This is a genomic window from Sedimentibacter sp., from assembly GCF_032080165.1.
Classification (GTDB): domain Bacteria; phylum Bacillota; class Clostridia; order Tissierellales; family Sedimentibacteraceae; genus Sedimentibacter.
Map to the genome: position 1 here is coordinate 284,754 of NZ_DAMASY010000001.1, position 25,956 is coordinate 310,709.

22 protein-coding genes are annotated in these 25,956 nt (G+C 34.1%); 21 read left to right on the forward strand and 1 reads right to left on the reverse strand.

The genetic code is table 11. From position 1 onward, the window contains the following. Nucleotides 1-76 precede the first annotated feature (76 nt). From RT412_RS01310 to RT412_RS01410, 21 genes are all read left to right on the forward strand, one after another. Nucleotides 77-2,155, forward strand: coding sequence for a stalk domain-containing protein (locus tag RT412_RS01310; protein WP_313339524.1), 2,079 nt, complete (start codon nucleotides 77-79; stop codon nucleotides 2,153-2,155). A 237-nt stretch (nucleotides 2,156-2,392) separates the two neighbouring features. Then, nucleotides 2,393-3,454, forward strand: coding sequence for a hypothetical protein (locus RT412_RS01315; protein WP_313339527.1), 1,062 nt, complete (start codon nucleotides 2,393-2,395; stop codon nucleotides 3,452-3,454). A gap of 86 nt (nucleotides 3,455-3,540) precedes the next feature. Then, entirely contained in the window at nucleotides 3,541-4,284 is a 744-nt protein-coding gene (gene rph, locus RT412_RS01320; protein WP_313339529.1) for a ribonuclease PH, read from the forward strand. After that, entirely contained in the window at nucleotides 4,281-4,880 is a 600-nt protein-coding gene (locus RT412_RS01325) for an XTP/dITP diphosphatase (RefSeq protein WP_313339531.1), read from the forward strand. The genes rph and RT412_RS01325 overlap by 4 nt, the downstream gene beginning before the upstream one ends. After that, entirely contained in the window at nucleotides 4,877-5,362 is a 486-nt protein-coding gene (locus RT412_RS01330; RefSeq protein WP_313339534.1) for a YfcE family phosphodiesterase, read from the forward strand. Before RT412_RS01325 ends, RT412_RS01330 begins: the two co-directional genes overlap by 4 nt. A 31-nt stretch (nucleotides 5,363-5,393) precedes the next feature. After that, entirely contained in the window at nucleotides 5,394-6,809 is a 1,416-nt protein-coding gene (locus RT412_RS01335; protein WP_313339536.1) for a sigma 54-interacting transcriptional regulator, read from the forward strand. A gap of 188 nt (nucleotides 6,810-6,997) precedes the next feature. Then, nucleotides 6,998-8,281 (forward strand): glycine/sarcosine/betaine reductase component B subunit, encoded by a 1,284-nt coding sequence (locus tag RT412_RS01340; RefSeq protein ID WP_313339539.1) that lies wholly within the window; start codon nucleotides 6,998-7,000, stop codon nucleotides 8,279-8,281. Between the two features lie 11 nt (nucleotides 8,282-8,292). Next, a complete protein-coding gene (locus RT412_RS01345; protein ID WP_313339542.1) occupies nucleotides 8,293-9,564 on the forward strand; it encodes a glycine/betaine/sarcosine/D-proline family reductase selenoprotein B in 1,272 nt (423 codons plus the stop codon). Between the two features lie 40 nt (nucleotides 9,565-9,604). After that, nucleotides 9,605-10,684, forward strand: coding sequence for an NAD/NADP octopine/nopaline dehydrogenase family protein (locus tag RT412_RS01350; RefSeq protein ID WP_313339545.1), 1,080 nt, complete (start codon nucleotides 9,605-9,607; stop codon nucleotides 10,682-10,684). 31 nt (nucleotides 10,685-10,715) lie between these two features. Then, the gene (locus RT412_RS01355; protein ID WP_313339548.1) at nucleotides 10,716-11,837 is read left to right on the forward strand and encodes an alanine dehydrogenase; all 1,122 of its coding nucleotides are present in this window, start codon (nucleotides 10,716-10,718) and stop codon (nucleotides 11,835-11,837) included. Nucleotides 11,838-11,894: 57 nt separating this feature from the next. Continuing rightward, entirely contained in the window at nucleotides 11,895-13,298 is a 1,404-nt protein-coding gene (locus tag RT412_RS01360) for a Na+/H+ antiporter NhaC family protein (RefSeq protein WP_313339549.1), read from the forward strand. Between the two features lie 352 nt (nucleotides 13,299-13,650). Further along, nucleotides 13,651-14,844 (forward strand): ornithine--oxo-acid transaminase, encoded by a 1,194-nt coding sequence (gene rocD, locus RT412_RS01365; protein WP_313339551.1) that lies wholly within the window; start codon nucleotides 13,651-13,653, stop codon nucleotides 14,842-14,844. Nucleotides 14,845-15,002: 158 nt separating this feature from the next. After that, nucleotides 15,003-16,967, forward strand: coding sequence for an excinuclease ABC subunit UvrB (gene uvrB / locus RT412_RS01370; protein WP_313339553.1), 1,965 nt, complete (start codon nucleotides 15,003-15,005; stop codon nucleotides 16,965-16,967). A 53-nt stretch (nucleotides 16,968-17,020) separates the two neighbouring features. Next, nucleotides 17,021-19,834 (forward strand): excinuclease ABC subunit UvrA, encoded by a 2,814-nt coding sequence (gene uvrA / locus RT412_RS01375; protein ID WP_313339556.1) that lies wholly within the window; start codon nucleotides 17,021-17,023, stop codon nucleotides 19,832-19,834. 158 nt (nucleotides 19,835-19,992) lie between these two features. Continuing rightward, nucleotides 19,993-20,538 (forward strand): RNA polymerase sigma factor, encoded by a 546-nt coding sequence (locus tag RT412_RS01380; protein WP_313339558.1) that lies wholly within the window; start codon nucleotides 19,993-19,995, stop codon nucleotides 20,536-20,538. Next, nucleotides 20,539-21,258, forward strand: coding sequence for a DUF4367 domain-containing protein (locus tag RT412_RS01385; protein ID WP_313339561.1), 720 nt, complete (start codon nucleotides 20,539-20,541; stop codon nucleotides 21,256-21,258). 110 nt (nucleotides 21,259-21,368) lie between these two features. After that, the gene (locus tag RT412_RS01390; protein ID WP_313339563.1) at nucleotides 21,369-21,794 is read left to right on the forward strand and encodes a hypothetical protein; all 426 of its coding nucleotides are present in this window, start codon (nucleotides 21,369-21,371) and stop codon (nucleotides 21,792-21,794) included. A 304-nt stretch (nucleotides 21,795-22,098) separates the two neighbouring features. Next, nucleotides 22,099-22,968: a hypothetical protein gene (locus tag RT412_RS01395; RefSeq protein ID WP_313339565.1), complete on the forward strand. Its 870-nt coding sequence runs from the start codon at nucleotides 22,099-22,101 to the stop codon at nucleotides 22,966-22,968. A gap of 449 nt (nucleotides 22,969-23,417) precedes the next feature. Beyond that, a complete protein-coding gene (locus RT412_RS01400; protein ID WP_313370029.1) occupies nucleotides 23,418-23,675 on the forward strand; it encodes a hypothetical protein in 258 nt (85 codons plus the stop codon). 87 nt (nucleotides 23,676-23,762) lie between these two features. Next, nucleotides 23,763-23,933 carry a helix-turn-helix domain-containing protein gene (locus tag RT412_RS01405; RefSeq protein WP_313339569.1) on the forward strand — a complete coding sequence of 57 codons (171 nt, stop codon included), beginning with the start codon at nucleotides 23,763-23,765 and terminating at the stop codon, nucleotides 23,931-23,933. A gap of 71 nt (nucleotides 23,934-24,004) precedes the next feature. Further along, a complete protein-coding gene (locus tag RT412_RS01410; protein ID WP_313339572.1) occupies nucleotides 24,005-24,478 on the forward strand; it encodes a hypothetical protein in 474 nt (157 codons plus the stop codon). A gap of 72 nt (nucleotides 24,479-24,550) precedes the next feature. Here RT412_RS01410 and RT412_RS01415 read toward each other — a convergent pair whose 3' ends face one another. Next, nucleotides 24,551-25,915 carry a hypothetical protein gene (locus tag RT412_RS01415; RefSeq protein ID WP_313339575.1) on the reverse strand — a complete coding sequence of 455 codons (1,365 nt, stop codon included), beginning with the start codon at nucleotides 25,913-25,915 and terminating at the stop codon, nucleotides 24,551-24,553. Nucleotides 25,916-25,956 lie beyond the last annotated feature (41 nt).

Below are 25,956 nucleotides of genomic sequence, written 5' to 3' on the forward strand. Positions count from 1 at the left end.
TTTAATCGGTATGAAACATAACGATAAGCGGCTGACTTATGATTGAATGCAGAAAAGTAATAAGAGAGGTGAAAATATGAAGAAAAAGGTATTTAGTGGTATTTTAATTGCTATATTTTTAATGATAGCATTGTTTAATGTTGTGCCAAAGGCGTATGCCGATGGTTCCATCAGAATTATAATTGATGGAAAGATAGTTGCTTCTGATCCGGAGCCGTTTATTAAAAATGACAGAACTTTTGTTCCGATTAGAATAATAGCTGAAGAATTAGATGCAGAAGTGAGCTGGGATAATGAAAAAAGAACAGTACATATCTCCAAAGATGATATGCATGTATCTCTTATAATTGATAGCCATTTAATAGAATATACAATAGACAATGAAACAATTTATAACTTAAGTGATGTGGCGCCTTTAATTCAAGAGGACCGCACCTTCGTTCCAATCAGATTAGTCAGTAATGCTTTAGGAGTAGGAATTGATTGGGATAATGATAAAAGAGCAGTTGTAATTAATTCGAAAGAAAAGTCAAACGTAGAGCCGTTTTTTGATGTTAATATTTCATCTGTAAAATCGGGACAAGTTATAACAGGTACTTCAAATTTAAGTATAACAACAAAAAGTGAAATTAAAGGGGCAGCTGAAATAAAATATTTGCTTCTTAACCCTGATACAAAAAAAGGTTTTATTATAGCAAAAGGAACTAATTTAACAGGTTCATACAAATGGATTCCGGCTATTGAAGATAATGGCTCTAAGGTTCTTGTTGCTGCGATATATGATAAGAACGGTAAATTTATAGCAGGAGATTCAATTCCCGTTAAGGTTAATGTTATACCCGATATTAAGCTTAGAGGTTTAACCGAAGGTCAATTAGTAACAGCTGACAGTGTTCCGTTAACTGCAGAATTGAATTTTTCAGCATTATATGTTAAATATGAAATAATAAATCCTGATACGGGAGCATACTATATATCTTCAGAGCAAGATCCGTTAGGGTCGTTTACTATGGTTCCCGAAATGGAGGACAACGGCAATATGTCTTTACGGGTAATAGCATATGACACTAAGGGCAACCCTTATTATGGTCCATATACAAAGGTAAAGGTGGAGGCAAACAGAAGATTATCACTTGGCGGTATTTCACAAAATCAAACAATTGATGGTTCTGTAACGTTAAGAACAGTTAGAAATTTCGGAGTATCAGAAACTGAATATGTTGTTGTCGATACTAATACAGGTTCTGAAACTATTTTATACAAATCAGGGTACGGAAATTATACTTGGTTCCCTGGTCCAGACATGGCAGGAAACAAACAGCTTTACGTTAGAGTTAAGGATACGGCAGGAAATTCATTTGTAAGTAATAAAATAAATGTTAATGTTACGGGAAATCCTAAGGTATCTCTGCAAAGCGTTGCACCGGGGCAAGTAGTTACAGATGCAATAAATTTAAAGGTAGGAAGTAATGTAGCCTTAGACAGCGTAAAATATATTTTAACTAATATAAATACAGGAGAACAAAAGGTTTTAACAGGACAAACATTCACTCCTGCTGCCGGTGACGGAGGTTCCTGGAGCTTAAGAGCGGAAGCATCTTATGCAGGAAAAGTTATAAAGACGGAAGAAGTTAAATTTACAATTTATACAGGTAAGCTTTATACAGCACTGCCTATAATTGAAAAAGATAAATTTTTAGATTTCGCTTCTAAGCTTGCCGTTGAAACTCAAAAAGAGACAGGCATGTCAGCCGCTTTACAGACAGCTCAGGCAATTCTTGAAACAGGATGGGGACAAAGCGTTCCGGTTGATAAATATAATGGAAAGTTCTCATACAATATGTTTGGTATTAAGGGTTCTTCTACAAACGGTTCTGTAATTTCCAATACATGGGAAGAATATAACGGTGTTGCTTTCAGAGTAGACGATAACTTCAGAGCTTACAACAATGTTAATGAAGCATGGGATGACCACAATGATTTGCTTCTGATAGTAAGCAGATACCAACCGTTCAGAGAGGTTATGTATAACAGCATGCAGGGTGCATGGGCACTTAAAAGATGCGGCTATGCAACAGATTCACTATATGCTATAAAGCTTGTGAATTTAATAGAAAATTATGATTTAAAAAAGCTTGACGAAACAGGAATTTAAAGGTATGGGGACACACCTCTAAAGTAGAGATAGCCTTTGGGGATAGCTTTAGAGGAATGTCCCCGTAAATTTGAATCCGGCATGGTATACCCTGCCGGATTTTTTATGATCCTACCAACCATTTTTCAGAGTCTTTTTTCTGAAAAATGGTTGGTAGGTAGATGATTTGGAATAAAACTTCATTCTTAGTCATATAGCTTTAATACTTAATATTATTTCAGGTTACCGGAGGATATATTGATTAATAATGATGTAAAACAAATTTATTCTATTGCAGGTGCATTTATTGCTTTCTTAATAGGTTCCGGATTTGCCACAGGTCAGGAAATAATGCAGTATTTTGCTGCTTATGGATTTGTCGGGTTAATAAGTGCAGCAATTGTATTTCTTCTATTTATGTATGCAGGGGTCAGCTTTATTACAACAGGGTATGTACATAAGTTTACTAAAGGAAACGACATATTTTTATATTATTGCGGCAGAAATGTCGGTCGGATATATGATTATTTTTCCGTAATATTTGCCTATATGTCCTTCTTTGTAATGATAGCAGGAGCAGGTGCAACATTAAATCAGCAGTTCGGACTGCACGTATCCTACGGCTGCATTGCAATGGCAGTACTTTCAATTGTTACGGTAATATTCGGTTTAGATAACATAGTCAATATAATCAGCAAAATAGGTCCGGTAATAGCAACCATGGCTATTTTATTAGGTTTTACAGCCATCTTTCAAAATCTTGATGGCTTAAGAAACGCAAGCATTATACCTAAGCTGAATATCATGAAGGCATCAGGTAATTGGCTGTTTTCATCATTATTATACGTTGGTTTCAATATACTTCTGCTTTCGGTTTTTATGTCATCCATAGGAGCAAGAACAAGGAGTATTAAAATTGCTTCTAAAGGTGTATTTTTTGGAGCGGCAGGATATTCCATAGCCGTAGCAGTTATATCTGTAGGTTTAATAGCCAATATAGAAAAAGCCGCACATTCTCAAATACCTTTACTTATGTTAGCTTCAGGGATTAACACCTCTGTTGCAATAATATTTTCACTAAGTATTTTTGCCGAAATATTTACTACTGCTGTTCCCCTGTTATGGATAGTTTCCTCGAGAATAGCTCATGAAGATACATATAAATTTAAAGCAGCAACAATTATATTAGCTGTTTTAGGTGCAGCAATCGGATTAAAGGTTCCCTTTAATCGGCTCGTAAATATTATTTACGTTATTAACGGATATGCAGGAATAATATTTTTATTTTTTATGATAAAAAAATCAATATTAAAAAAATAACGATCTTCTTAGCAAGCCGTTATTTTTTAATTGTTAATACAGTGCTAATCGGGTATAATAATTTCATAAAATGCTTAGGAGTTAAAATGGAAAGAGAAAATAACAGAACAAAAGAAGAATTAAGACCGGTTAAAATTACAAGAAATTACATAATGCATCCGGATGGCTCGGTATTGATAGAAGTAGGAAATACAAAGGTAATATGTACAGCCGTAGTTGAAGATAAGGTTCCTCCTTTTTTAAAGGGAACAGGCAAGGGCTGGATATCAGCAGAATATTCAATGATACCCGGATCAACTAAAACAAGAAAGACAAGAGATGTAAACAAATTAAAAATTGACGGAAGAACACAGGAAATTCAAAGATTGATAGGAAGAAGCTTAAGGTCTGTTGTTGATTTAGAAAGTATCGGTGAAAGAACTGTTTGGATTGACTGCGATGTTATACAAGCTGACGGAGGAACGAGGACGGCTTCCATTACAGGAAGCTTTGTTGCAATGGCAGAAGCAATCTATAAATTATATAAAAACAACGAAATTGAAAATATGCCTGTAAAGAGTTTTGTATCCGCAGTAAGCGTGGGAATGATAAACGGAGAAACGATAATAGACTTAAATTATGAGGAAGACAGCAGTGCCGATGTTGATATGAATATAGTTATGACTGATAAAGGTGAATTCATAGAGATTCAGGGAACCGGTGAGGAAGCAACATTTACTTATAATGATTTAATGAGCTTAATATCCTTTGCAACGAAAGGATGTAAAGAACTAAATGATTTACAGCGTACAGTCTTAGGAGAAGAAATCAGCGGAGAAATAGGAAAATGAACAGAAGAATAATATTATCCAGCGGAAATAAACACAAAGTAAGTGAAATAAAGGGCATTCTAAAAGATATGCCCTTTGAAGTAATATCTAAGGATGACTTAGGATACAATGATTTTGATGTAGAAGAAGATGGGACTACCCTTGAAGAAAACGCATTGAAAAAAGCAGCAGAGCTGCATAAGTTAACTAAAGGAATAGTAATTGCAGATGATACAGGATTGTTCGTAGATGAATTGAACGGAGAACCAGGGGTATATTCGGCAAGATATGCAGGTGAACCGACATCCGATAAGAATAATAGAGAACTTCTTCTTAAAAATTTAGAAAATGTTCCTTTTGAAAATAGAACAGCATATTTTAAAACGGTCATAGCAATTGTCTTTGAAGAAGGCAGTAAAATGACGGCTGAAGGAAAAGTTACCGGAACAATCGGATTTGAAGAAAAAGGAGAAAACGGATTCGGTTATGATTCTTTATTTATAGTTGAAGATACCGGCAGGACATTTGCAGAAATGACAGATTATGAAAAAAATAAAATCAGTCATAGGGCAAGAGCGCTGCAAAATCTAAAGAAAAGCTTAGAGGAATATATATGAGGATATTAGTAGTAAGCGACAGCCATAATATGGTTTTGAATTCGCAAATAGAGGAAATAAGCACTTATGGCAGCTTTGACATTCTTGTTCATTGCGGTGATAAATATAAAGATGCTGATAAATTTGCAAGCAGGCTGAATATAAATATGGTATATCGTGTTCCCGGCAACTGTGACATAGCTCCAAATAATATGTCTTCAATATTGACTGAAACAATCAAAGGTAAAAAGATAATAATAACGCACGGTCACCTTCACTGTGTTAAGTCGGGTATAGACAATATTAAAGATTATGCCAAAGAAGAAAATGCAGACATTGTGTTGTACGGGCATACACATTGCGCACAAAATGAGATTATTGACAACATATTATTTTTTAACCCCGGAAGTACAATTTCAGCTAAGTGTGGAGATGAAAGCTTTGGAATAGTTGAAATAAAATCAGATAATATTAAGAGCTCAATAATTTTATTGAAAAATTAGCAAACATAGAAAAGAGATAGGGTGAAGTAAAATGCTAAACATTAATGGGTTTAAAGTAAATAGCGTTGATTATATTTTAATTGTGGACAAGGAATTTACTGTTACTTACAATACTCGTTTTGATAAAAGAGTTAATACTGACTTAAGCTTAATTGAAAGTGAAGAATATCTAAATAAAAATTTATTTGAAATTTACCCATCTATTGAAAAGGATGCTAATACGTCCTCTATTGTTAGATGTATTACAACCGGGGAGATTGTAGTTAAAAAGTTCCAGAATTTTAACGACTTTAATGGTAATAAGTACTGCACACATAACATAACTATTCCTCTGATTCACAATGGTAAGATAATAGGAGCGGTTGAGCTGGTCAAAGATATAAAAACTATTGAAAATATAACAGATGATAATTATAAATTAAAATATTTAGAAGATTTTTTCATAGTAAACAATGCCAGCAAGTCTACATTTAATTCTATTATAACGAATGACATCAAAATGTTAAAAGCTATTGAGCAAGCGAAAACAATGTCCATAATAGAAAGCCCGACTCTGATTTATGGTGAAACCGGTACAGGAAAAGAAATATTTGTACAAGCTATGATAAACTATAGCGGAATTTCAAGGGACAAGGTTATTATACAAAACTGTGCCGCTTTACCACAAAATTTAATAGAATCAATTTTATTTGGAACAAGCAGGGGAGCATACACTGGTGCTGAAAATAGGCGTGGGTTATTCGATGAAGCTGATGGCGGAATAATATTTTTGGATGAATTAAATTCAATTCCATATGACGTACAAGGGAAGCTTTTAAGAGTTTTACAGGATGGAAGCTTTAGACCGGTAGGTTCAAATGTACAAAAGAAGGTAAATGTAAAGATTATAGCCGCAATGAATGAAGATCCATTAGAAGCAATCAAAAACCAACATCTAAGAAAGGACTTATTTTACAGATTAAGCAGTGGCATGATTTTTTTACCGCCATTAAGAGAAAGAAAGGGAGATATACTTCTGTTTGTTAATTATTATATAAAAGAATACAATGTAATGTATGGCAAAAATGTTAAAGGAATAACCAAAGCATTAGAAAACTTCTTTATGAATTATCATTGGGAAGGAAATGTAAGAGAACTAAAGCATATTATTGAGTCAATGGTAAGTTTGTCGGATTGCGAAATTTTAGATGTGCAGAATTTACCGGCTTACATGTATGACAGAATTTTTAACGATGGAAAAGCAAACACTAATACAGAAACAGATAAAAAGATATTTATAAATTTTGAAGATTATAACTTAAAGAAAAAATTAGTTGAAAAGGAAAAAGAAATTATTAAAGAAGTATTGAAAATTACAAAAGGAAACAAGACAAGGGCGGGAGAAATATTAGGTATTCCAAGACAGACCTTAAAATATAAAATTGATAAACTAAATATAGAACAATGACAATATTCTGTCGCTGCGACGAAATATTGTCTATATAGGACTTGAAAACGACAATAATTTGTCGTTTTTTTATTTTATCAGGCTTGACAATAAAATAACATTGAAATTTCACTAACTAAAATTTGGCATAGATATTGCTATATATATTATTGTATTAGTTTCAATATATCTTAAATAAGGAGCTTAAAATGAATTTAGAACTTAGGAAAATTCAAATTAAGGATGTTGTTTTTGGTCAAGAAAACAAAATAGAAAATGATATTCTGAATTTAAACAAAGGCAGTCTGAGTGACTTAATAAAAGAAGATAAAAGAATTAAAGAAGTTGACTTTGATATTGCTAAATCAGGGCAATCTGTAAGGATTTTACCTGTTAAAGATGTTATAGAGCCAAGGGCCAAATTAAGTGGTGAGATATTTCCCGGAGTATTCAAAGAGCACATGGAAGCGGCAGGAAGCGGTATAACATATGTTTTAGAAGGATGTGCAGTTGTGACTACAGGACCCATAGTTGGTTTTCAAGAAGGATTAATTGACATGAGCGGACCGGCTGCTGATTACAGCATTTTTTCCAAGCTATTAAACATTGTTATGATTATAACAAAACAAGATTATGTAGATCCTCATGAACATGAAGAAACAGTCAGATTAGCCGGGATAAAGCTTGCAAAATTCATAGGAGAAATTGGACTTAATTATAATAAATATGAGTCTGTATCATATGAATGGAAAAGTGTAGGCGAGAAATTCGGTGAGTACCCAGAATTGCCAAAAGTAGCTTATGTTTACAACTGTATGAGTCAAGGACTTTTACATGATACTTATTTTTATGGCAGAGATACCAAATACATTGCTCCTTGCTTATTATCTCCTTTAGAAGTAATGGATGGAGCAGTTATAAGTGGAAACTGTGTTTCTCCAGGTTCAAAAACTACCACTTATCATCATTTGAATAATGCGGTTATTAAGGAATTGCTGAACAAACATGGCAAAGAGCTTAATTTTATGGGTGTTATTTTAAATCCGTTAATGGTTACATTAAAAGAAAAATATAGAAATTGTATGTTGGCAGTAAAAAATGTAGATATGTTAGGTGCTGAAGGAGTAATTATCTCTCAAGAAGGGTTTGGTAATCCTACAACTGATTTAATGGTAGTATGCCAGTCTTTAGAAAACAGAGGAATTAAAACAGTAATAATTACAAATGAAGATGCCGGAATAGATGGTATGTCAGAATCATTGCCTGATAGCGTTACGGAAGCTAAAGCAATTGTATCTACAGGTAACAGCAATGCAACAATCATGTTGCCAAAGGTAGAAAAAATAATAGGAAACTTAAAAGAAATTGAAAAGACAACAGGTGGAAACGTTGATTCTATACAAGAAGACGGTAGATTGCTGGTAGAAATTCACGGAATTATGGGAAGTCATAACCTTCAGGGAAATACTTACCTAAGTGCTACGACAATTTAGGGAGGTGCAAATTGAAAAAGATAATATTTTATACTAATCAATTTTTTGGTCAAATAGGCGGTGAAGATAAAGCTTATACAGAGCCGCAGTTTCACAATGGACCAATAGGCAATGCTAATGCATTTGCAGAAAAGATAGAAAATGCGGAAATTATTCACACAATAATATGTGGTGATAATTATTATGTTGAAAACATGGATAAAGTTAAAGACTTTATAAAAGAACAATTAAAAAACATTGACTTCGATCTATTTATTGCAGGACCGGCATTTAATGCAGGCAGATTTGGAATAGCCTGCGGAGACGTGTGTTCATTTATTAAGAAAGAATATAATGTTGAAGCTATAACCGGATTGTATGAAGAAAACCCTGCTGTAGAAATGTATAAAAAGGATTTATATATTTTAAGAGTAGGTAAATCTGCTGCAGGTATTAGAAAAGCCGTTCCATTAATGGCTGAGTTTGCAAACAAGTTATTAAGAGGAGATGATCTTGGAAGCCCATCAGCTGAGCAATATTATGCAAAAGGTAAAAGGATTAATATTTTCAGAGAAAAAAACGGAGCAGAAAGAGCTGTTGATATGTTGTTAAGAAGACTTAACAACGAGCATTATGAAAGTGAACTGGAAATTTCAGTTTATGAAAAGGTTGAACCTGCAAAACCAATAAAAGATTTGAAAGATGCTAAGATTGCATTATGCACAACAGGAGGTATAGTTCCATTTGGAAATCCTGACCACATCCCTGCTGCAACTGCTAAAATTTTCAAAATGTATGATATATCTGATAAGGAAATGCTTATGGAAGGCGAGTTTGAATCCGTTCATGCAGGTTATGATCCGGTATATGCAAATAAGGATCCTAATAGGGTAGCACCGTTGGATGTATTAAAAAAATTGAAAAATGAAGGAATAATCGGTGAAGTATATCCATATTTTACAACTACTACCGGTAACTCAACATCAGTTGCGGATGCAACAAGAATGGGAAAAGAAATAGCAGAAAAATTATTAGAGGATGGTGTTGATGGAGTAATATTAACAAGCACTTGAGGCACCTGTACACGTTGCGGTGCAACGATAGTTAAACAAATCGAAAAGGCAGGTATACCGGCAGTTCACGTATGTACTGTTACTCCTATTTCCAAGACTGTGGGGGCAGCAAGAATATATCCGGCACAAGCAATACCATACCCAACAGGCAATCCGGAGTTGTCTAAAGAAAAGGAAGAAAAGAGAAAAAGAGAAATTGTTCTAAATGCACTCGGACTATTATTACAATAGGCAGAGTGAAAATATAAATTCAAAATTCAGGAGGCAATAAATGAAAGTAGCTGTTTTAGGTTCTGGGAATGGAGCTCTTGCCACAGCATTTGAATGGGCAAAAGCTGGACATGAAGTGAGTATTTTCGATTTTGAGCAATTTCCTAAAAATATTGAGCAAATTAACAATGTCGGCGGAATATATTCAGAAGGGGAATTAGAGGGATTTCAAAAAATAACTTATGCAGGACATGATATTTCTAAGGTTGTATCAGATGCTGAATTAATTTTTGCAGTTGGACCTGCATACAGTACTGAGCCATTTGGTGAAGCCTGCAAACCATATGTTAAGCCCGGACAGAAATATGTTGTATGCCCTAGTTCTTGTGCAGGAAGTATTGTATTTAAAAATGCATTAGGACTTGATATTAAGGATGATTCAGTAATTGTTGCAGAAACATCTACATTGCCGTATGCAGTAAGAATAATTGGTGATGCCAAAATAGCTGTTTACAATAGGCTGAAAGGGGGTTATTTTTTAGCAGCCCTTCCAACTAAATATACAGATGAAATATATGGTGTTTTAGCGCCTGTATTTAATACCATAAAAAAAGCAGAAAATGTTTTAAAAACAACTTTACAGAATGCTAACCCAGTAATACATCCTGCAGTATCTTTGTTAAACGCTGCTTTAATTGAAAGAACAAATGGAGAATTCTATTTTTATGAAGAAGGTGTAACTCAATCAGTAGGCAGACTGATGAAAGCAGTTGATGAAGAAAGAATTAAGATAGGTAAAAAATTAGGTATTACTGTAATTCCTGATCCTATATTAGGAATGGAACAAGGTTATCAAGCAGAACCAACATATGATACTGGTTATTCTGAGGCACCTGGATTTAAAGGTATTAAGGCTCAACCATCATTAGATTACAGATATTTTAATGAAGATGCAGGTTTTGGATTAGTATTTTTTAGTGATTTAGCTAACCAGATAGGTGTTGAAACACCTGTTATGGATGCAGTATTAAAATTAGTTTCAGTAATAATGGATAGAGACTATAAAGCAGAAAAAGCCAGAACAATGGAGGGAATTGGGCTGTCGAAGTATAGTTTAGAAGAAATAAAAGAAATTCTTTAATTTTGTACTATGCATTTAGGAGGACATGTTAATGATTATAGGCGTATTAAAAGAAATAAAAAACAATGAGTACAGAGTTTCAGCCGTACCTTCAGGTGTTGCTGAGCTTGCAAAAAAAGGACATAAGGTTTACGTAGAACATAATGCTGGCTTTGGCAGCGGATATACTGATGAAGATTACGAAAAAGCAGGAGCAGAAATAGCAGATGCAGAAACTATATGGAAAGCATCAGAAATGATTTATAAGGTAAAAGAAATATTACCGGCAGAATACAAATATTTAAGAGAAGGATTAATTGTGTACACATACCTTCATTCAAATGCACATTTAGATATGACGCATGAAATGCTAAAATCTAAAATTATTGGAATCGCATATGAAGATGTAACGGATAAAAACGGTAAGTTTCCATTGTTAAGCCCTATGAGCGAATTAGCCGGAAAGGGTGGATTTCTATCAGCTCTGCATTATGGACAATCAGTACATTGCGGCAGAGGAATTCTATTTAATAGAGTTAGCGGAGTTGACACTCCGGTTGTAACAATTATAGGAGGATGCGGCAATTCAGGTTTAGGAGCTGCTGAAATAGCTGCAAGTTTAGGAAACAAGGTAATAATATTAGATGTAGATAAGGAAATTATGGATGAAGTAAAAGCAAAACTACCAACTAATGTTGAATTCTTGTATTCAAACAGGGCTAATTTATTAAGATGCTTAAAAGAAACGGATGTTCTTATGAATTGTATTTTATGGAATAAAACACGTAAAGATCATCTTGTATATAAAGAAGATTTAAAATTAATGAAAAAAGGTTCAATGATTGTCGATATTGCCTGTGATGATAATGGTGCTATTGAAACATGCCGTTCAACAACACATGATGATCCAATTTATTTTGTAGAAGATATTATGCACTATTGTGTTGATAATGTTCCATCTGCTTTTGCAAGAACAGCATCAATAGTACTTTCAAATTCTACATTGCCTTATGCATTACAAATAGCTAATAAAGGCTGCGAAAAAGCACTTAAAGAAAATGAGCATTTGTTAAAGGGTTTAACATGCTACAAAGGAAAATTAACACTAAGAGAAACTGCTATAAAACATAATTTAGAGTTAGTACCACAAGAAAAGATTGTACAAGAATTTTAGTTATAATCCCGGGTCTATTCCCGGGATCATATAAAAAAATTAAAAGGAGAACGTTATATGGACTATGGAATTTTATCTTTAGCACCGGCATTAGTTGCTCTTGTTTTAGCTTTTATAACCAGAGATGCTTTGTTTTCAATTTTAATAGGTGTGTTAGTAGGAATTTTAGTAACAGGTCAAAATTTATTATTAGGATTTACTTCTATTTTACAAAGTGCTTTAGGAAATGCAGACTTCATTTGGGTTATATGTATAGAAGTATTTATAGGTATGATGGTTGCCTTGTTTCAAAAATCAGGCGCAATTGAAGCATTTGCAAAAGAAATCGGAAAGTTCAATATTAAAGCTAAAGGTGCTCAAGTAGTATCATGGTTACTTGGTATATTTATATTCTTTAGCGATTACTTTAGCCCACTGTATGTAGGTACAGTAATGAGAGGAATTACAGATAAAGCAAGAGTATCAAGAGAAAAACTTGCATATATTTGTGATTCCACTTCTGCTCCAATATGCACATTAATTCCATTTTCATCATGGGGTATATACATGGCTGGTCTTTTAGTTGGATTAGGTCCAATTATAAACTCAGATATGGCAATGGAATCAGTTATAAGAATGGTACCATTTAATTTTTATGGGATAGTATCAATGTTGTTGGTAGGTGTAATTGCAATAGGTATAATACCTGACTTTGGTCCAATGAAAAAGGCAGAAAGAAGGGCAAGAGAAGAAGGAAAAGTTGTAAGTGATACAGCAAAACCATTGTTAAGCAATGAATTAGACAAAATTAAACCTAATGAAGGAATTACTTCAAACTTGTTTTTGAATTTCTTTGCTCCGGCTTTAATTATTATTTCGGTTACATTAGGCACATATATAGTTATGGGCTCTGCTAAAACATTAGAAGCTTTTGTTGCAGCAGTAGCATATCAATTCGTGGTTATGTTAATTCAAAAAATGGGTACATTAAGTGAATTAGTTGAAACTGCAGTAGAAGGTATTAAAAGTGTTATGTCAGCTATGTTGATATTAGCTTTAGCATATTGTTTAAATGCAATAAGCAAAGAATTAGGAACAGCCCAATTTGTTATAGGTGCTACTGAATCATGGATGACACCAACTTTCCTATTACCTTTAACATTCCTGCTATGTGCATTCATTTCATTTTTTACGGGAACTTCATGGGGCACATATGCTATAATGACACCAATTTGTGTCGGATTAGCTTTCCAATTAACAGGTGGAGTTGTTAATGCTATAATATATGGAACAGTTGCAGCTGTTATGGGCGGAGGGTGCTTTGGAGATCATTGCTCTCCATTATCCGATACAACCATATTGTCATCACTAGCATCAGGCTCTGACCATATAGACCACGTTAAAACACAGTTACCATATGCTTTGACAGCAGCAACAATATCTGTTATAGGATATTTTATTATAGGTATAACATTAGCATAAGAAATAAAATAATTTAAGAGAGAAAATATATATGTGTGAAAGAGCAATTATTGAATTTAATTGCTCTTTTTGATGTTAAAGTAATACACATGAGAGCTTTGGAATTATAAAAATTTCAGACGATAAGGTTCAAGGTGAAATAATTGCACTAAGTAAATAAAGTGGTAATTATAACCTATGTGTTTTATGATTAGCTTGATTATTTATTGGTTTTATTACCATAAGTTGCATTATTTTGTATCGTATCTTACGTATTGACATTGATATTAAGATTATATATAATTAATTTAATAAAAACGTATAAACATTCTAAAAAAGAAATAAATATAAATTTAAATCAGGAGGTCATCAAATGGGTAAATCAAAAGAAGTAATACAAAAGACGGAAAAATACGGTGCTCACAATTACAAACCAAAGGAAGTAGTATTTGATGCAGCGGCAAATGTTAATGTAACAAATCCGGAGGGTGAAAAGTTCTATGATATGCTCAGTGCATATTCTGCTTTGAATTTTGGACATAATCATCCTGAATTAATACAAGCTGCTAAAGATCAATTAGACAGACTAACTTTGTCATCAAGAGCGTTTTATAACAGCGTATTGGGCGATTGGATGGAAAAGCTGTGCGAACTTACAGGCAAAGAAATGGTATTACCTATGAACACCGGTGCCGAAGCTGTTGAAACTGCTTTAAAGACAGCAAGAAAATGGGGTAACTTCGTTAAAGGTGTAGAGGATGGGAAACAAGAGATAATTGTATGCTCAGAAAATTTTCACGGCAGAACAATTACAATAGTTTCAATGAGTACTGATGAGGAAGCAAGAAAAGGATATGGTCCATTTACTCCCGGATTTAAGGTTATAGAATACGGAAATGTTGAACAGCTTAAAGAAGCAATTAATGAAAATACGGTTGCTTTTATAGCTGAGCCAATACAAGGTGAAGCAGGAGTTATAATTCCTCCGGCAGGATTCTTCAAAAAAGCATATGAAGTTTGTAAAGAAAACAATGTATTGTTCATAGCTGATGAGGTTCAAACAGGTTTTGCAAGAACAGGTAATATGTTTGCTTGTGAATATGAAGGTGTTGTACCTGATATATATGTTCTTGGTAAGGCATTAGGCGGCGGAATAATTGCGGTATCAGCAATAGCAGCAAATGAAGATATACTTGGAGTATTTAAGCCCGGGACACACGGATCAACATTTGGCGGCAATCCATTAGGAGCGGCAGTTTCTATAAAGGCTATGGAAATATTAGTAAGAGATAATTATCCTAAGATGGCTAAAGATAAAGGCGATTATTTCATGTCTAAAATAAGAGAAATTAAAAATGAGGATATTGTTGATATACGAGGAAGAGGACTTTTAGTTGGTGTTGAATTTAAGATGGATGCTGCACCATATGTTAAGAAGCTTATGGCAAACGGAGTTCTTGCTAAAGAAACTCATGAAAGAACGATTCGTTTTGCGCCACCTATCACAATATCCTATGAAGAAATGGACGACGCAATAGAAAGAATTAAAAAGGCTTTAACTAAATAAGCATTTGATTAAGATTAAAAGAGAACTGACAGGAACATATCCTGTCGGTTCTTTAAGTTTAATACCATTTTTTGAAGTTCTTGCGAAAGTTTTTTTATTGACTTATATATTCAAAAGATATATAATACGAACATACGTTTAGAGAGATGAGGTGAAGTATGGGTCAATTCAAAATAAAATCGGATTTCAAGCCAACCGGAGATCAACCTGAAGCAATAGAAAGTATAGTTGCCGGATTGAATAATAATTTAAAACACCAAACACTTTTGGGTGTAACCGGGTCGGGTAAGACCTTTACCATGGCTAATATAATTGAAAAAGTACAAAAACCTACCCTCGTTTTAGCTCATAATAAAACATTGGCGGCTCAGCTATGCTCGGAGTTTAAGGAATTTTTTCCTGACAATGCGGTTGAATATTTTGTCAGCTATTATGACTATTATCAACCGGAAGCATACGTGCCGAGCAGTGATACATTTATAGAAAAAGATGCATCCATCAATGACGAAATAGATAAATTAAGACACTCTGCAACAGCTTCCCTTTTCGAAAGAAGAGACGTTGTAATCGTAGCAAGTGTTTCCTGTATATACGGATTGGGAAGCCCGGTTGACTATGAAAACCTGGTTATTTCTCTCAGACCGGGAATGCAGAAGGACAGAGACGAAACAATGAGAAAGCTCATTGAAATTCAATACAAAAGAAATGATATAAGCTTTACCAGAGGAACCTTCAGAGTGAGGGGAGATACCTTGGAAATATTCCCTGCATCCTCCTCCGAAAATGCCATAAGGGTTGAATTTTTTGGTGATGAAATAGACAGAATAACGGAAATAAATACGGTTACAGGAGAAATATTAGGCAGAAGAAATCATATTTCAATTTTTCCTGCAACTCACTATGCAACGACAGAAGAAAATGTAAAAAGAGCCGTTATAAGCATCAGAGAAGAATTAGAAGAAAGATTAAAGAATTTTGAACGTGAAAATAAGCTTTTAGAAATGCAAAGATTGGAGCAAAGGACAAACTATGATTTGGAAATGCTCACGGAAATGGGATACTGTAACGGTATAGAAAACTATTCGAGACATATCAATAATTTAAAACCGGGCACAAGACCGTTTACCTTGTTAGATTATTTCCCGAAAGATTTCTTAATGATAATAGATGAATCCCATGTTTCCGTTCCGCAGGTAAGAGGTATGTACAACGGAGACAGAGCAAGAAAAACAACCTTGGTTGATTATGGATTCAGACTGCCGTCGGCACTTGATAACAGACCATTGAAATTTGATGAGTTTGAAAAAATCATTAATCAGGTTGTGTTTGTAAGTGCAACACCGGGGCCGTATGAAGGGGAGCACTCACAAAATGTAACGGAGCAAATTATACGTCCTACCGGTTTGCTGGACCCGCCTATTTATGTGAGACCTGTTGAAAACCAAATAGACGATTTAATTAATGAAATACGAATTTCAACAGATAAAAATCAAAGAGTATTGGTAACCACACTCACGAAGAAAATGGCGGAGGATTTGACATTTTACTTTAAAAATACCGGCATAAAGGTAAGATACCTGCATTCGGATATAGATACATTAGAAAGAATGGAAATAATAAGAGACTTACGATTGGGTGAATTTGATGTATTGGTCGGAATTAATCTGTTAAGAGAAGGACTGGATTTACCTGAGGTATCACTTGTAGCAATACTTGATGCTGATAAGGAAGGATTCCTGCGCTCCGAGACATCCCTTATACAGACTGTCGGCAGAGCTGCCCGTAATGTGGACGGCAGAGTTATAATGTATGCAGATAAAATCACCGGCTCCATGGACAGAGCAATCAGGGAAACAAACAGAAGAAGAGAAATACAGGATAAATATAACAAGGAGAACAACATAACTCCTAAATCAGTTATTAAGAGTGTACGTGATGTAATTGAAGCAACCAAGGTTGCTGAAGGCGAAGAAAAATACACTGTAAAAGGTGAAGCAATCAAGGACTTGTCTGCTTATATCATAGAACTTGAAAAAGAAATGAGAATTGCAGCAGAAAACTTAGAGTTTGAAAAAGCTGCCAGGTTGAGAGACGAAATCAAGGAATTAAAACTACTATCGTAAATACAATATCATCCGCCGCAGCGAAGGATCTCATAATAACGAAAGGATAACAAATGGATAAAATTATAATTAGAGGAGCGAAGGAGAACAATCTTAAGAACATTAACGTTGAGCTTCCAAGAGATAAATTAATTGTTTTTACGGGAGTCAGCGGTTCGGGGAAAACATCCCTTGCTTTTGACACCATATATGCAGAAGGGCAAAGACGCTATGTTGAGAGCTTATCCTCTTATGCCCGAATGTTTTTAGGACAAATGGATAAACCGGATGTTGAATTTATAGAAGGATTGTCACCGGCAATTTCCATAGACCAAAAAACAACCAGCAAAAACCCTCGCTCCACAGTAGGTACAGTTACCGAAATTTATGATTATTACAGGCTACTGTTTGCAAGAGTAGGAACACCCCACTGTCCGAATTGCGGAAAACCCATAACAACGCAGACGGTGGATCAGATAACCGATAAAGTTTTAGAATACGAGGAAAGAACAAGAATACAAATATTAGCTCCAATGGTTAAAGGGGCTAAAGGTACACATAAAAAGCTTCTTGAGAACATCAAGAAAGACGGCTACGTAAGAGTCAGAATTGACGGCGAGCTATATGAATTAGAAGAAGAAATAGAGTTAGAAAAAAATAAAAAGCATACCATAGAAGTAGTTATAGACAGACTAATAATTAAAGAAGGAATACAAAAACGTCTTGTTGACTCGGTAGAAACCGCACTTGAGCTTTCAAACGGCATGGTTCTTATAGATGTTATGGGTCAGGAAGAGCTGTTAATGAGCACAAAATTTGCATGTACGGATTGCGGCATAGGTTTTGGAGAAATATCTCCAAGGATGTTTTCCTTCAATAATCCTATCGGTGCATGCAAGGTTTGTAACGGCTTGGGAGTAAACAGAGAAATTGATCCAAGCTTAGTTATTCCGGATTATACAAAGACAATAGCAGAAAGAGCAATCGCACCTTTCGGCTCTGAAGAAGACGGCTACTACTATCAAATATTTAAGGCCATAGCTGTCTACCATAAATTCGATATCGATAAGCCATTATCTGAAGCTCCAAAGGAATTTATTGATGAAATACTTTTCGGTACGAACGGCAGAGAAGTAACCGTTGAGTTTGTAAGTAAATTTCAGGGACCAAGAACATATATAAGAGAATTTGAAGGAGTTGTTAACAATCTCCAAAGACGATACATGGAAACAAGATCTCCTGAAATGAGGGAATGGATAGAGGAATATATGCAGGAAAACCCTTGTCCCGAATGTCACGGAGCAAGGTTAAACCCTGTAAGCTTAGCCGTAAAGGTTGGAAATAAAAACATATATGAAGTGACGAAGCTTTCAGTTATAAAAAGCTTAAAGTTTTTTGAGGAATTAGAGCTAAGCCCAACAAACAAAATAATCGGAAGTCAGATAATAAAAGAAATTAATTCAAGATTACAATTTTTATCAGATGTTGGTTTGAATTATTTAACACTCGAAAGAAACGCAGGTACGTTGTCAGGCGGAGAGTCGCAGCGTATAAGATTGGCAACTCAAATCGGGTCAAGCTTGGTGGGAGTATTGTATGTGCTTGATGAGCCGAGCATCGGACTTCATCAGCGAGATAACAGTATGCTTATAAAAACGCTCAGAAATCTCACAGATTTAGGAAATACCCTCATAGTGGTGGAGCATGATGAAGAAACTATGGAAAGCTCCGACTATATTTTAGACATCGGTCCCGGAGCAGGAATACATGGGGGAGAGGTTGTTGCATTCGGAACATATGACGAAATAAAAAATAATGAAAATTCTATAACAGGTCAATATTTAAGCGGCAAAAAGAAAATAGATGTACCCGAAGTCAGAAGAAAAGCAGATAAATTCATTGAAATAAAAGGTGCAAGAGAAAATAACCTAAAGAATCTTGATGTAAAAATTCCATTAGGATTGATGTGTGCCGTTACAGGTGTTTCCGGCTCGGGTAAAAGCTCATTGATAAATGAAATTTTATCCAAGGGACTTCATCAGAAATTGTTCAAAAACAGCAACCGACCGGGAGCTTATGATGAAATGTTAGGTGTTGAAAATATAGACAAGATTATTACTATAGATCAATCACCTATCGGTAGGACACCAAGATCAAATCCTGCAACTTACACAGGCGTATTTGATTATATACGGGATGTATTTTCCATGACACTTGAAGCTAAGGAACGAGGATATCAAAAAGGCAGATTCAGCTTCAACGTTAAGGGCGGCAGATGCGAGGCGTGCCGCGGTGACGGTATATTAAAAATAGAAATGCACTTTTTACCTGATGTATATGTACCCTGTGAGGTGTGCAAGGGCAAAAGATACAACAGGGAAACCTTAGAAGTAAAATATAAGGGGAAAAACATATCTGAAGTGCTGGATATGACAATAGATGAAGCTTTGGAATTCTTTGAAAATATCCCTAAAATTCATAATAAGATTAAGACGCTTCAGGATGTGGGACTCGGTTATATCAAGCTTGGGCAGCCATCACCCGAATTATCAGGCGGAGAAGCGCAGCGTGTAAAGCTTGCATATGAATTGAGCAAGAGAGGAACGGGCAAGACATTGTATGTGCTTGATGAGCCCACAACGGGACTTCATATGGCTGATATACACATGCTTATAGACGTTCTGAACAAGCTTGTGGAACAGGGCAATTCAATAGTTGTTATAGAGCATAACTTAGATGTAATTAAGACAGCAGATTATATTATTGATTTAGGTCCTGAAGGCGGAGATGGAGGAGGAACAATTGTAGCAGAAGGAACTCCTGAAAAAGTAGCTAAAGTAAAAAAATCCTACACGGGGCAATATTTAAAGAAAATTTTAAAGAACTGATAAAATTAAAGGATTGACTCATGCATTTATTGTATGGTTAATCCTTTTATTAATGTTTAAATTTAACATCATCTAAATGCATACTCAATAATTGTAATAATCTGCAAACAAAAGTATAATTAATATAAGCTTTAAATTATTTTGCATAGGGAGGGACTATGATATTTTATTTATCACTGATAGAGAATCAGGAAGACAAGGACAAGTTCGAATACATTTATACAAATTACAGGTACACAATGCTATATGAGGCAAGTCAGGTATTAAAGGATGAACACATGGCGGAGGATGCTGTTCACGAGTCATTTATAAAAATAATTCAAATTATTTCAAAAATTTCTCTGAAAAATTGTAACAAACTCAGGAGATTTCTCGTACTAATTGTGAGGCATAAATCCATAGACATGATAAGGAAGAACGATAAAGTTAAAAATATTCCTATTGACGATATTTCAGATACAAATGTAGAACTTCGGGATGATGTGTTTGATAAAGTTATGTCTGTTCAGGGAGTAAAGTGTCTTATGGAAATTATCACGGAACTTGATGAAATTTACAGGATACCCTTAGAGTTAAGCATATTGTATGGGTATAGCCATAGAGAAATCTCTGAAATATTAGACTTATCAGAAAACCTTGTAAGAATTAGAATTTTCAGAGCCAGACAGCAGGTTAAGAAAAAATATGAGCAGGAGTTGGAATAAATGGAGTTAAACAAGAAACAAAAGGAAAAACTTTTTGAGGTATTACTGTCCTACGCTGTAAAAGAAAGTGCAATAAAAGAAATTAATGAAATGCCAACAGAGGAACAAATTAAAGAGAATGTTTATTTTTCTGCAACCTTTGAAAACAAGATGAAAAAATTGCTTAAAAAGCAAAAGCATAAAAGAATTTTAAGAAGTGCATACGTTTACAGCAAAAAAATTGCAGTATTTGTATCTGTTATCATATCAATCGGATTTGGAACACTAATGACTGTAGAAGCAGTACAGAAGGCAGTTATCAATACAGTGGTTGAATGGTATGAAGACCACAACGGATTTATTTTCAAAAATACAAGCAATAAGTCAGCCGAAGAAATACTGAATGAATCAAAAATAAAGCTACCCGCATATATACCCGAAGGTTTTGAACTATCCGAATCTGAAGATTATGACAGCTTTAAAATATACGTGTATAAAAATGAAGAGGGAAAGAACCTTGTATTTAATGCAACAGTTGTAACGGATAAAAATGAAACATTTATTGATAACGAATATACTGATTATGAAATTATTGAAATTAACGGCAATGAAGCTTATTTATTTATGGGTATTGAAGATAACTATGTAAGTATAATCTGGACCGATGGAAATATCTTATATAACATAAGTTCAGACAGAAATTTAATAGAAATAATAAGAATGGTAAAAAGCTTAAAGTAAACAAAAAATGTTACGATATTTTCATATTTTTTCTGATAAAACTTGTAACGATTGTCCAAATTTTATCGTACTAATAGTAGAAAGAAAAATATAAATTTGGAGGATAAAGTATGATTAGAAAAACAGCTATAATAATGATGATTTTAGCCATATTGTTGGGAGCATCAAATGTTTATGCTGCAGCGGGTAGTGGGGATATGTTAGATAACAAGGATATGATTATTGTTCCATTTTGGGAGCATGCACAAAAGGTAATACCTACTATTTCCTTCAGTAGTGGTATATATTCGGGGCAAATAAGCGGTAATTCGGATGTTACCAAAATATCTATGACAGTTATTTTAAGTGAAAAAAATGCAAACGGAACATATTCTGAAGTAAGCAGAACAAGTAATAGTGCAAATTCAAATTTCGTTACAAAATCAAATACATATAGCTTTGTAAAAGGAAAAACATACAAGCTTACAGTAACGGGTCAAGTTTATGTTGGTTCAACATATGAAAATGTAGAAAATTCAATTACTGCTACATATTAAATAATGGGAGAATAGCGAGTATAAGTTTTTATACCAAAGAAGTAGCAAAGACATGACAGTATGTTTAAATATAGGGGGAGAAATAAGCATACTTCGTTATAGAATTAAACAGAAGTGGGTTAGGGAAATGTTACATATAAGGTCGCCAAATAAATTGAAAGACCCTATAATATCTTACAACTTGAGAACTTAATACCACAAAAGCCAAATTGAAGAGATTTGTAGAGTCTTGTTGTGATTAGTATACCATATAAAATATGGTTTCAATACTTAATAATAGAAAAAATCTAGCGAGGTGAAAAAAATGAAAAAAAGAATAACAATGTTTTTATTATCTTTGATAATGATGTTAGTCTTTGCATTGCCTGTATATGCCGATTCATATGAGAATCCTTATTATGAAAGCAATGAAGATTATTTACAATATGATAATTTGGCTGAGGCTTTTGAAGCTTTTGAAAAAACAATTGTCCTTGATGAGTGGTATGAGTGGTTTAATAAATTAACTCCAGAAGAGCAAGAAACGATAAATTATCGTCCAAAGAACTTTGAAGAAACTCAAAGTGACAAGTATAGAAATGACTATACAAATGCCTCAACAGTCATTCAAGTAGATCCATTAATGACAACTAATGACAAAAAATCTGATTTATTAAAGACAGAAGACGTGGGTATTATGGCAACATTACCAACCAGTGGATGGGAATTACCTTATAATCCAAGTTTTTGGAATAGTAGTTCTGTAAAACCATATACAAATTGTTATTGTTATGCATTGAATGTTGTTACAGTTTGGGATAAAGGGATGAATCCAGGTTATTTATCTGGGAAAACTTTATTACCAGAAAATCTTAGCACGAGTATATTAGAAACTTATATAAAGGCAGATATGCCATATATAGAAAGTTATACGAAATGGAATAATATTGGTGAGACATCAACACCAGCAGCTAAATCATATAAAGTAGGCATGTGTTTTGCTCCTGGTAGAGATTATCATTTTTACAGACAAGATGATGATGGTTACTGGTCACACAAAAGAGGAGCAAGTGACTTAATTTTCTGGGATGCATCTCAGGCGAATATTGTAAATCCAAGAACATGTGACAGAAACTATTCTAGTGTAAACTATTCTACTTGGTGTGGCTTCTATCAATATACTTATACAAACTAATTTTTTAATAGACTGATAAACTGCATCTTTCTATAAAGATAAACAAAAGCGGGCAGGTTTGTAAATAGGCTCGCTTTTGTTGTAGAATTGCTATATGAAAGTTTTAGTCAACATAATAAAAAATTTATTACGTAGCAGTATATTAGACGATCAAAGCATTTAAAAATATAAAATAAAGTAAATCACATAGGACTATCATTAAAAAGCTGAATTTAATAATGAATTTGTTTTTATTTATTCTATGAGAATTTATTAATAAAGTATATAATATAATTATTATAATTTATTATAACAAATAGTATCTTGTTATTGCATAGTAAGGTAAGGAGGTTAATAAAATGTTTTTCAATAGAAAAGGAATGTTGCCTATATTAATGATTATAATTTTTTCTATTTTTATTTTATTAATAAGCATAAAAATATGGGGGAATAAAAAGGAGGAAAAAATAATGAAGGAATATGAACCTATTAATTCAGTTGCATCGGTAAGTTCAGAAAAGGTACGACAAATAACCATTGATATGAATTATTTTAATATTATTGATCTTCTTGGCCAAACCAAATCAGTTGGTTCAGGATTTTTTATTTTAGAGTATGAAGTTGATAATGAATATACATTATTACTTACTTTTACAAAATCTCTTTCACAGCCCGCAGGATTTACAGGTAGTGATTTATTAACACAATTGTTACCTAAGACTAAATAAAGGATTTAAATGTATAATATGTCAACCAATTTGACGCAAAGTATATATGATACATCCCATTATATTATTGAGGAGAATGATAATATTATGGATATTGATGCTGCAGCGAGGTATTTAGGGTTAGACGTGTATGACCTGGTTAAGGTCATACACGCAGAGGGTGTGGAATTTCCCTATGTTAAAGTGGGAGGAAGATTTATTATTAATAGAGCTTCATTAGATAAATGGTTGGAAACAGCAAGGATTGAAATAAAATAGAAAAGATGGCTGCTTATTTTTATGTAAGTATTGATTTTAGTTAGCTATCATTTATTATCCGGAGGATTGTTATGTTAAAAGGAAAGAGTATAATCAGCTTATTGATAATTGTGATCTTATTAATAAGCATATGTGTTGCATGCTCACTTAATAAGAGTTCAATTGATGAAAATGAAGCTTTCAGGTACAAGGTTACACCACAGGATGATGAGTGGAAAACATTTAAAACTCATGATGAAATGGTTCGAGCCTGTAGAATTCCGTCAGAAACATTAAAAAAGATGACAACTGCTGAAGTTGTGGATGCTGTAGTAGATTTTCCTTTACTCTTTGATGTATTTCTTTATGATTCTAAAGAAGAAGGAGTAAAAGCTATGTTAAGTATTTCGGACGCATTTAAGGAGTTGACCATAAGGAAAGATGCTAAATCGGCTTTGCAAAATAAGCTGTCTTATTTTAAAGAAAGAAACATTCCGGGGGAATCACTGTACATAAAGGCACTGGAAATACTGTTAACAGAAGAAAATATATCACAATCGGATTAGCGATGAGATGATTTAGCTTACAGAGCGATGCTGTTATCTTTTATGAATTAACAGCATCCGCTCTGTATTTTTTTACAATATAAATAGTGCTACTATTATTGCTGCTGCAATTCCGCAGAGAACCGGAATTAAGTTCTTTCTTGCTAATTCCTGTGGTTTAACATTACAAATTGCTGCAACAGGGATAACAGCCCAAGGAATTATGGTTCCTCCGTCTACCCACACAGTTATGACTTGACCTAAAGCAGCCAATCCAGCCATATTTATATCAACTATATTAGAAAATGTGTAAGCCAATGTACCTACAATTGGAAGTCCGGAGAAACCGGAGCCATCAAGACCGGTGATTACAGCTACAGTTGTCTGAGTTAAAATTGCTGTCAGCTTATTCATTTGGAAGCTTTGAGATAAGGATATACTTATATCATTGAGTATGCCTGGGGCACCTTCACCTAATATTGCAATTGCGCCACCCTCATTACCAATGAAGAAAAATCCAGCGATAAACAAAACAGGTGCAAATACTGTAATTCCAAACTTAAATCCTTCTTTAATATAGTCTGCAATCTTTTCAAAACCCACTTTTATAGGAAATGATGTTAAAACAATTATTAGCATTATTAAAATTGCAGTTCCACCAACAAGAGCTGTGGCATCACCGCCTGCCAAATTGTACTTTAGCATTGCTGCAATATCAACTAAGAAAGCAATAGGCGCTAATATTGAAATAAACTTTGTGGTTTTTCCTCTTTTAACTATAACAGTTTCATTTATTGTTGTAGGTTGGAATAGAGTAGGATTTTTTTTCATATCCTTTCGCATTATGAAGAAAGCCACAGCTATAGTAACCGCTGACATTGCAAACCAAATTGGAACAGAAGCTGCAATTACTTCAGTTGCTTCAATTCCTGCACCTGATGCTGTTATAGTAGGTGCACCCTGAATAAAGAAGTCACTTGATAATGCAATACCGTGACCAAACAAGTTCATTGCAACGGCAACATACATTATGGGCAGACCGGTAGCAACTGCTGCAGGCAACAACACGGCACCTACAAGCGGAACTGCCGGGCTGGGCCACACCAACCATGATATAATCATCATAGTCAAGCCCACTGCCCAAAATGCCATAGATGGGTTAATCATAACCTTTTTGATCGGTGACATAATTAAAACATCGGAACCAATTTCCTGCAATCCTTTAGACATTGCTACAACCAGTGAAATAATAACAATGATGCCCCAAAATTCACTGCCGGCGTAAATAATGGCATTAAATATAGATTGGATGGCAAAAACAGCATTTCCCGAATAAAGATAACCCATTGCAAAAATACCTATAATACATGGAATAACAATATCCTTTTTCATAAGCATAATACCTAAAATAATCACTACCATAACTATATAAAGATAGTGAAGTGAAGTTAAAACCATAAATATACCTCCTTGGAATTAATACGGGGACATTCCTCTTA